The sequence below is a fragment of the Pseudomonas sp. AIG genome, assembly GCF_977020205.1.
In genome coordinates, this window is the sequence record NZ_CDROCK010000117.1 from 1 (window position 1) to 2,595 (window position 2,595).

Sequence of the window (2,595 nt, forward strand, 5' to 3'; positions counted from 1 at the left end):
GCGCAATCGTTGTCGGCGGTGACTGAACAGACCAACCTTGAGGTCAGCAGCCAGAAGGAGGAAACCGAGCAGGTCGCCACGGCGATGAACCAGATGACCGCCACCGTGCATGACGTTGCGCGCAATGCTGAAGAGGCTGCGCAGGCCGCGCAAACGGCGGATGACAAGGTCGAGAGCGGTCAGCAGGTGGTGCGTCAGAGCATGGCGCGGATCGAGCAATTGGCCGATTCGGCGACATCGGCCAGTTCCAGCATCGAAAGCCTCAGTGCTGAAATCCAGAATATCGGCACGGTGCTGGGGGTGATCAAAAGCGTTGCCGAGCAGACCAACCTGTTGGCGTTGAATGCTGCGATCGAGGCGGCGCGGGCCGGCGAGCAGGGCAGGGGCTTTGCGGTGGTGGCCGATGAGGTGCGTGCGCTGGCTCGGCGCACGCAACAATCGACTGAGGAAATTGAACGGCTGGTCAGTGCGTTGCGCTCGGCGGCGCATTCGTCGGTGCAGCAGATTCAGAGCAGCGGGGAGTTGGTGAAGCTGGCGGTCAGTGATGCGTTGCAGACCGAGAGTGCGCTGGGGAGTATTGCGGCGGCGGTGTCGTTGATTCAGCAGATGAATCAGCAGATCGCGGCGGCGGCCGAGGAGCAGAGTTCGGTGGCGGAGGAGATCAATCGCAGTGTGACGAGTATTCGTGCGAGTGCGGATCAGTCGTCGATCGCGATGCGCGGGAATGCGGCTTCGAGTGTTGAGCTGGCGCAGTTGGGGAGTGAATTGCGCGGGATGGTTGGGCATTTTCGGCTTTGACGCTTTGGGCTTGGCGGCCTTTGGGCCGGCCATGCTCTTGGGGGGTTGGGGATATATCCGTTTTTTCGGGTGCTGCTGCTGGCGGTTCCGCTCTTACAGCGGGTCACTTTTGGCAAACGCCCCAAAAGTAACCAAAAGGTCTGCGCCCTGACGTTCGGCCCGCTCGCTGGGGCTCGGGGTTCCTTCGCTCCGTGATTGATCCGGGGGCATCGCCTACGGTTTGCTTCGCTGCACCTCCTCTCGATGTGTTCGACTTCGTCGAACGGTCGCTGCGCTCCCACCCCCGGATCAATCCCTCCACTCAGCCTGCCGACGGGCTTTCAGATCAAGAGCTGCAGCCGAGCTAACGCTCATCCTGTTGAGTGGTGAGAAGCGACGCGGTGCGAGGTGGGCGCTGTTTTGCTTTTGCTTTTCTGTGGGAGCGAGCCTGCTCGCGAAGGCGGCCTGACAGCCGACCAATCCCTGTCAGATGTACTCAATCCCATTGTGGGAGCGAGCTTGCTCGCGAAGGCGTCCTCACATTCACCGGTTTTCTATCGGGTCACTCCCGCGAGCCCACAAAAAAAGCCACCTCTCGGTGGCTTCTCTTTCAACATCTGCAATCAGTCGTAAATCACTTTCTTCTTCCAGTCCGCATCGGCCTCGACATCTTTTAGGCCGGCAGTCAGTTGGTTCTCTTCACCTTCAACCGGTGCAATTTTGTCCATGACCTGGGCATTGGCGCGGGCCAGCAGTTTTTCCAGGTATTGCAGTTGTTCTGCATACATCTGTGGGTCCTGCTGTTTGCGCAGGTATTGCACGCCGCGTTCGAAGGCGAGGCGGGCCTGGCCTGGCTGGTTTTGTTGCAGGGACTGTTGGCCGAGGTTGTTGAAGAATTCGATGTGCAGCAACACCAGAATGTGGCGGACTTCGCGGATCCAGTGTTTGGCTTCGTTCGGCGGCAGGAAGCCGTCGTGGGCGGCGCGGGTGATTTGGCCGTGGAGGGCTTCGAGCAGGAAGCGCACGTCTTTGGCTTTGGCTTCGGTCAGGATCGGTGCCGGTGGGTTGTTCACCGGGATCGACTCGCCTTGGGCAACCAGAGCGCTCAGTTCGGTGATGCGCGCTTTGGTGGTGGCGCTGGTTTTTTCCAGGTTCAGCAGGCGCTGGCAGACGTTCAGTTCCAGGCGCGTCAGCAGCAGCTTGAGGGCCGGGGTCATGAACTGGCCCGGGAAGGTCTCGGTCAATTCGCCGCAGCGGCGCAGGCGGTCGTTCAGTTCGACCTTGGTACGGGCCTTCTCCAGTTTGTTATTTTCCACCACATGGTTCATGTAGCCAATGGCGATCAGAATTGCGATCCCGGCTATGACTAGCAGGGTGATCATGAGTGGTGTCACCGGTAAGACCTCTTTATAGGGTTCGCATGCGAGTGTAGTGGCTGGGCATTTAGCCGCCTAGCGCCGCTCGACGAGTTGGATCGGCAGGTTCAATCTGTATCGGCCGCACGCTGCTTATATGAATGCTGGCGCTGCGGGTGCATATTGCCATCACTGTGCGGTGGACTATAACGTCTTGGCGAGTGGCAGAATATAGGCGTCAATGGTCGGGCGACGGAAAAGCCTGGTTGCCGCCGTAAAGCGGGTCGAAGTCATTGATTTAAATAAATTTATATCAAGGGGTTGACGACCTTCCAATCCATCCATAGAATGCGCGCCACTTGCAGCGTAAAGCACACAGCGAAGCGCGGCAGGGAGTGAATGTTGTAGTGTGTCCCCTTCGTCTAGTGGCCTAGGACACCGCCCTTTCACGGCGGTAACAGGG

Annotated in this window: 2 protein-coding genes; one reads left to right on the forward strand and one right to left on the reverse strand. The window is 59.1% G+C overall.

Annotated features, from left to right (window positions below):
- Window positions 1-798: methyl-accepting chemotaxis protein (locus tag ACWR1S_RS30750; RefSeq protein WP_454566129.1), on the forward strand; the 798-nt coding region annotated here is incomplete at its 5' end.
- Between the two features lie 602 nt (window positions 799-1,400).
- Here ACWR1S_RS30750 and ACWR1S_RS30755 read toward each other — a convergent pair.
- Window positions 1,401-2,159 carry a hypothetical protein gene (locus ACWR1S_RS30755; protein WP_016986536.1) on the reverse strand — a complete coding sequence of 253 codons (759 nt, stop codon included), beginning with the start codon at window positions 2,157-2,159 and terminating at the stop codon, window positions 1,401-1,403.
- Window positions 2,160-2,595: the final 436 nt, after the last annotated feature.

Coding starts and splice junctions, on each gene's coding strand:
- ACWR1S_RS30755 (WP_016986536.1), bottom strand. CDS start 2,159: ATGATCACCCTGCTAGTCATAGCCGGGATCGCAATTCTGATCGCCATT.